The sequence below is a fragment of the Frankia sp. CcMO1 genome (assembly GCF_977945845.1).
Window position 1 is genome coordinate 1 of record NZ_CDWTMG010000280.1, and the last position, 5,727, is coordinate 5,727.

Below are 5,727 nucleotides of genomic sequence, written 5' to 3' on the forward strand. Positions count from 1 at the left end.
CATCAAGCCCGCCGACCTGTCGTGGGACTACGACGTGCTGAAGGACAGCCACACCAGCAACTGGGAGGCCCTCCACCATCTGATCAAGGTGCTGGAACGGGACGGTATCATCCCGGCGGGCGACTTCCTCCAGGCGGCGTTGAGCCGCCCAGACGGCGCCGTCGATGCTGACCTCATCAAGGAGCTCACACACCTTCTCTTCCGCATCGCGGAGGGCAATGGCTGGACGAAGGACGCTCTGAGCTTCAATAGCCTCGTGACGAGCTGGCCGGAGATTCTGGAGGTCGCGCGCACCCAGAAGAAGCCCACCAAGACGCAGTTCGCGATCGACTTCGACGAGGACGAGTAGACATGGCGCTGAGCAACCGCGACCGCATCGACCGGATGTTCCAGGTCCTCGCCCCGGCGCTGGACGACTTCATCTCGTCGGTGATCGGACAGGCCGACCCGGCGCTGGGGGCTGAGTGGACGAAGCTGGTCCAGGCGAAGGACCTTAAGAACGGCGCCCCCGCGAGCAAGAGCTACGACCCGCTCGACCCGCAGGTCCAGTTCCGCCTGCTCACCGAGGGCAACATCACCGGCGGCTACAAGCAGGGCTGGTACCCGTTCAATCAGGCCGTCGGGCGCGTCGGCGAGACCTACGCCAGCGAGCTGCGCGAGGTGCGCAACGCGTGGGCGCACAACGGCTCGTTCAGCGACGACGACGCCTACCGCGCACTCGACACGGGCGAACGCCTGCTCAAGCTCATCGGCGCGAACGCCGAGACCGACGAGGTCCGCGGCATCCGGCTCAACCTGCGTCGCGTGGCCGCCGACAAGGACGACAAGAAGGTCCTCAAGGCCGCGGTCGACAACCCCGAGGCCACCGGCCTCAAACCGTGGCGCGAAGTGCTCCAGCCCCACGATGACGTCGCGACCGGCAACTTCCACGCTTCCGAGTTCGCGGCTAACCTCTACAAGGTTGCCGTCGGCGGCGAGGTCGACTCCGACTATGCCGACCCGGTCGAGTTCTTCAAGCGCACCTATCTTACCGAAGGTCTCTGCGACCTGATTGGCCGCGCCGTGCGGCGTCTTTCGGGTGACGACAATGCCTCTCCGGTTATCAACCTTCAGACCAACTTCGGCGGCGGCAAGACGCACTCGATGCTGTCGCTGTGGCACGTGGCCGCCGGACTTCCCGTGGGCGAGTTCCCGCAGGAGACCCAGGAACTGCTCACCGCCAACGGCTACCCCGGCACCGAGGTGAACCGGGTCGCGATCGTGGGCAACCACCTCAGCCCGTCCGGTGTCACCAAGGACGACGGCACCCACGTCAACACGATCTGGGGTGAGTTGGCCTGGCAGCTCGGCGGTGCCGAGGCGTACGCCATCGTCGCCACCGCGGACAGCAACCGCACCCATCCCGGCGACGCGCTCCACACGCTGCTGGCGAAGTACGCGCCCGCCGTCATCCTGATCGACGAGTGGGTCGCCTACGCCCGCTCACTCGTGGGCCGCGACGACCTTGCGGGCGGCACGTTCGACGATCAGTTCACCTTCGCCCAGTCGCTGACCGAGGCCGCGAAGGGCACCTCGGGCGTCCTGCTCGCGATCTCGATTCCTGCCTCTGAGAGCGGGGGCGACTCGGAGATCGTGGCCGGGAACGCCGAGGAGGTCGGCGGCGCCAACGGCCTGGAAGCTTTGAAGCGGCTCCAGAACGTCGTGCGCCGGGTGGCTGATCAGTGGCGCCCGGCGTCGTCGGACGAGGCCTACCACATCGTCAGGCAGTGGCTGTTCAAGCAACCTGACGCCGCCGCGCTCGCCTCGATCGGAGCGACCGCCAAGGCGTACGTGGAGCTGTACCGCAAGTACACCGATGACTTCCCGCGTGAGGCACGCGAGACGTTGTACGAGTACTGCATCAGGTGGACCTACCCGATCCGCCCGGAGCTGTTCGACACCCTCTACGAGGAGTGGTCCTCGCTGGAGCGATTCCAGCGCACCCGCGGTGTGCTGCGGCTGATGAGCACGGTGATCCACGCGCTCTGGACGGGCGAGGACGCGTCACCGCTGATCATGCCGGGTTCGATCCCGCTCGCCACCGCGAACGTGAACGCCGAGCTGACGCAGTACCTCCAGGACTCCTGGAAGGCGATCATCGACGCCGATGTCGACGGCCCGAACTCCGAGCCGGCGCGCATCGACAAGGAGAAGCCGCTGTTCGGCCAGCGAGCGCTGACCAAGCGGCTCGCCCGCACGGTGTTCTTCGGCGCGGCCCCGACCATCGCACCCGGCTCGGTCCACAAGGGCATCGGTACCCAGCGGGTCTTCCTCGGCACCGCGATTCCCGGCGACGTCCCGGGTAACTTCCACTCCGCGCTGACCCAGCTTGGTGACCGGGCGACCTACTTCTACTCCGGGTCCGGCAAGCACTGGTACGATCTCCAGCCCAACATCACCCGCACCGCCAAGGACCAGGCCGAGCGGCTCCACAAAGAGGACGTGTGGAAGGAGATCGTCACGCGGCTGCTCGGCCAGGGCCGCCTGAAGGGCGACTTCGCCGGCGTCCACGTCTGCCCGGAGAACGACGCCGACATCCCGGACACCGGTGAGGCGCGCCTCGTCATCCTGCACCCGAAGTTCGCCCACAAGCGGGGCACCAAGTCGGTCGCCAAGGGCTTCGCGCAGAAGGCGACCGAGCAGCGCGGCAGCTCCAACCGGACCAACCGCAACATGCTCGTCTACCTCGCCCCCGACGAGGCCCGGCTGGGGGAGCTCGACGCCGCCACCCGCGACTACCTCGGCTGGAAGCACGTTCTCGACAACGAGGCCGACCTCGACCTGACCCAGAACCAGAAGAAGCAGGCCGCCCAGCGCCAGGCCCAGACCGACCAGACCGTCACGGCCAGGCTCCTGCAGACCTTCACCTGGGCGCTCGTCCCGGCCCAGCCGGACCCGAGCGCGCCGTTCGTCATCCGGGAGGCTAAGGCCGACGGGCAGTCCACCTCGCTCGCCGAGCGGGTGTCCCGCCGCCTCGGCAACGACGGCGACCTCTCGACGAGGCAGGCCGCGGCGACGATCCGCCTGGCGATCAGCAAGGTCCCGCAGATCTGGAAGGACGGCCAGGTCTCGCTCGGCGCTCTGTGGGCGCTCTACAGCCAGTACCCCTACATGCCTCGCCTGCGCGACAGGACGGTTCTCAACGAGGGCATCATCGACCTGCCGATGATCTGGCAGACCGATGCCTTCGCGCTCGCCGCCGGCTATGACGACTCCGCCGGCCGCTACCTCGGACTTTGGAAGCCCGAGGACAAGGGCGCCGCACCGGCGGCCACCGACTCGCTGCTCCTGGTGCGTCCCGACATCGCCGCCCAGCAGCGCGACGCCGAAGTCCCGGCGACGCCGGGCCTGACGGAGAGCCCGAGCGAGGACGACGCGAAGAAGCCCTTCAAACCGGACCCCGACCACCCGGGCGTCTACCATCGCAAGGTCAAGACGCGGTTCTACGGCGTGAAGACTCTGAATTCCGACAAGATCGCCCTCGACTTCAAGAACGTCGCCGACGAGATCATCGCCAACCTCCGCCAGGACGGCACCGAGCTCGTCGTGAAGATCGAGATCGAAGCCACGAAGAGCACCGGCTTCGAGGAAGGCCAAGTCCGCACCGTCTCCGAGAACGCCGGGACCTTAAAGTTCGACCAGTCGGGCTTCGAGGAGAGCTGAACGGCCGGTGTCGATCAGGTCGAGCACCCTGCGGCGGAACTCGGGTGTGGGCGATCGCCAGTTGCTCCAGGGTTGAGCCACGCATCGGGGCCGGTCCGCCGGACCCACGAATGCAGCGTGGGTCCTTCGACATACTCGGTCACCAGATACGGCTGCGGGCCCCGGTCGTCGAAGTCGAGGCATGGCTCGACACCAACCGCCCGGGGTGGCGTGGCGAGGACTGACGCGTCGAGGTCCCGGCCGCGGGGTACGACGGGGGCCTGAGAGTGCCGCAAGGCGACATGTATGGCCAGTCGACCTGGCAGAAACACCGAGCTGGCCTGGTGGAGCCGATACGCTACCCCAACCAGAACACAAACTGTCATGCTTCGTATTCGATTGTGGGGCGGAAAGCGTCATTGTGGGGGAAAACTGTGATATCAGTATTGGACCGGGAGATGTACTCGCTGGCGGTGGCGGCGGCGCTACTGCGGGTCCCGCAGAGCACTCTCGTCTGCTGGCTTGAGGGCGGCGAGCGGCGCGGTCGCCTGTACCGGCCGGTGATCCGTCAGGAACCCCGCGGCCGCGGGGCCGCCGTGACCTGGGGTGAGTTCGTCGAAGCCGCGCTGCTGCGTGAGTACCGCCAGCGCAGGGTGCCGATGGCCGAGCTACGTGCGTTCATCGACAAGCTCCGCGACGACTTCGGCGTCCCCTACCCGCTCGCGGACCGCAGACCGTTGGTCTCCGGGAAGACCCTCGTGCTCCAGGCGCAGGACGAAGCTGGCCTCGCTCCCGAATTCTGCCTCGTCTCGGACGTCCGTGGCCAGATGCTGCTGCTGCCCCCCGCCGACGCGTTCATCCAGCGGATCGACTGGGGTGACGACGACCTCGCCGCGGCCTGGCGCCCACACGACGACACCGACTCCCCGGTGCGTTGCATCCCGAACCTGCGTGGCGGAAGCCCGTCCATCGGCGGGATCAGCACGGTCGTGCTGTGGGAGCACGTCGAGGCAGACGAAGACGTCGAGGAGATCGCCAACGCCTTCGACCTCACGGCGCAAGACGTCCGCTGGGCGCTTGCCTACGAGTACTCCGCCCGGGCGGCGTGACGCGGCTCAGGCCTGCGATCGTCCGGTTCTACATCGATGCCGACCTGCTCGGCCTCGGCAAGCTCCTGGGTAGATTACGGCCGGACGTAACCTACCCCGGCGATCCAGGTATCACACGATTCAAACGCGAACGTCCAGCCTGTCCCATCACTGATGTAGCGACCCTTGACGACGTCTGGATTCCCACCGCCGCCAAACACGGCTGGCTCGCCATCACCCGAGACAGTGCGATCCAGGGCCGACGATCGGAGATCAACGCCGTCCGGGAGAACAGCGCCCGTCTTGTATCGCTCGCCGGCAAGGAGGCGAAAGGCACCTGGGACCAACTGGAGATCGTCATGTGCCAGTGGCGGGCGATCGAAGCCCTCCTGGGCAAGCCCGGCCCCTTCATCTACACCGCGACCCGCACCTCCCTGACTCCGGTCGAGATATCGCCATGATCGGGAGCGGCTCGCTGTAGGGGTGCGGGAACCACCGGCAGTCGCGAGTACGTCACACCCGTCCCAGTGGCGGCAGTTGTCGGCCCGGCCCTCTACAGGGGTCGTTCGGCGCTCCGTGCGCGATCACGCGTCAGATCCGGTCGCCCAGGCCGAGGCGTTCGTGCTCGTTCTGGGCGCGGCGGGCCCGGCCGGCGGCACCATATCGCTTGATCATCTGGGTGGTCGTCCAGCCCACATGGTCAGCGAGCGTCTGTTCGCCGTCGGCGGCGTCGAGCCAAGCGTCGGCGGCAGTGCCGCGAGCCAGTTGACGAACGCGACGCCCGCCTTGCGGTACACGGTCCGGGTCTCGTGACTGCGTCCCGCGGTCGCGAGGCTTTGGTCCCATCCGTCGAGCAGGAGCCGTCAGACGGGATCTGCCCCTTCGATGATCTCAACCATAGCTAAGGAATGGCGCGCGGCGCGCGCAGCTGACCCGGAGAGATTCGACCGTAGTACTC

4 protein-coding genes and 1 pseudogene are annotated in these 5,727 nt (G+C 67.3%); all 5 read left to right on the forward strand.

Features of this window, described 5'->3' with window-relative positions:
- Positions 1 to 349 (forward strand): annotated as a pseudogene (locus AC08OU_RS21910) (hypothetical protein); the annotation flags it as partial.
- A 2-nt stretch (positions 350 to 351) separates the two neighbouring features.
- Positions 352 to 3,702 carry a Swt1 family HEPN domain-containing protein gene (locus tag AC08OU_RS21915; protein ID WP_476605676.1) on the forward strand — a complete coding sequence of 1,117 codons (3,351 nt, stop codon included), beginning with the start codon at positions 352 to 354 and terminating at the stop codon, positions 3,700 to 3,702.
- Positions 3,703 to 4,139: 437 nt separating this feature from the next.
- On the forward strand, positions 4,140 to 4,790 hold the full coding sequence (locus AC08OU_RS21920) for a DUF433 domain-containing protein (protein ID WP_476605677.1): 651 nt from the start codon (positions 4,140 to 4,142) through the stop codon (positions 4,788 to 4,790).
- Complete coding sequence (locus AC08OU_RS21925; protein WP_476602241.1) at positions 4,787 to 5,230, forward strand: PIN-like domain-containing protein; 444 nt, start codon at positions 4,787 to 4,789, stop codon at positions 5,228 to 5,230. Before AC08OU_RS21920 ends, AC08OU_RS21925 begins: the two co-directional genes overlap by 4 nt.
- A 115-nt stretch (positions 5,231 to 5,345) precedes the next feature.
- Positions 5,346 to 5,582, forward strand: coding sequence for a hypothetical protein (locus AC08OU_RS21930; RefSeq protein WP_476602240.1), 237 nt, complete (start codon positions 5,346 to 5,348; stop codon positions 5,580 to 5,582).
- Positions 5,583 to 5,727: the final 145 nt, after the last annotated feature.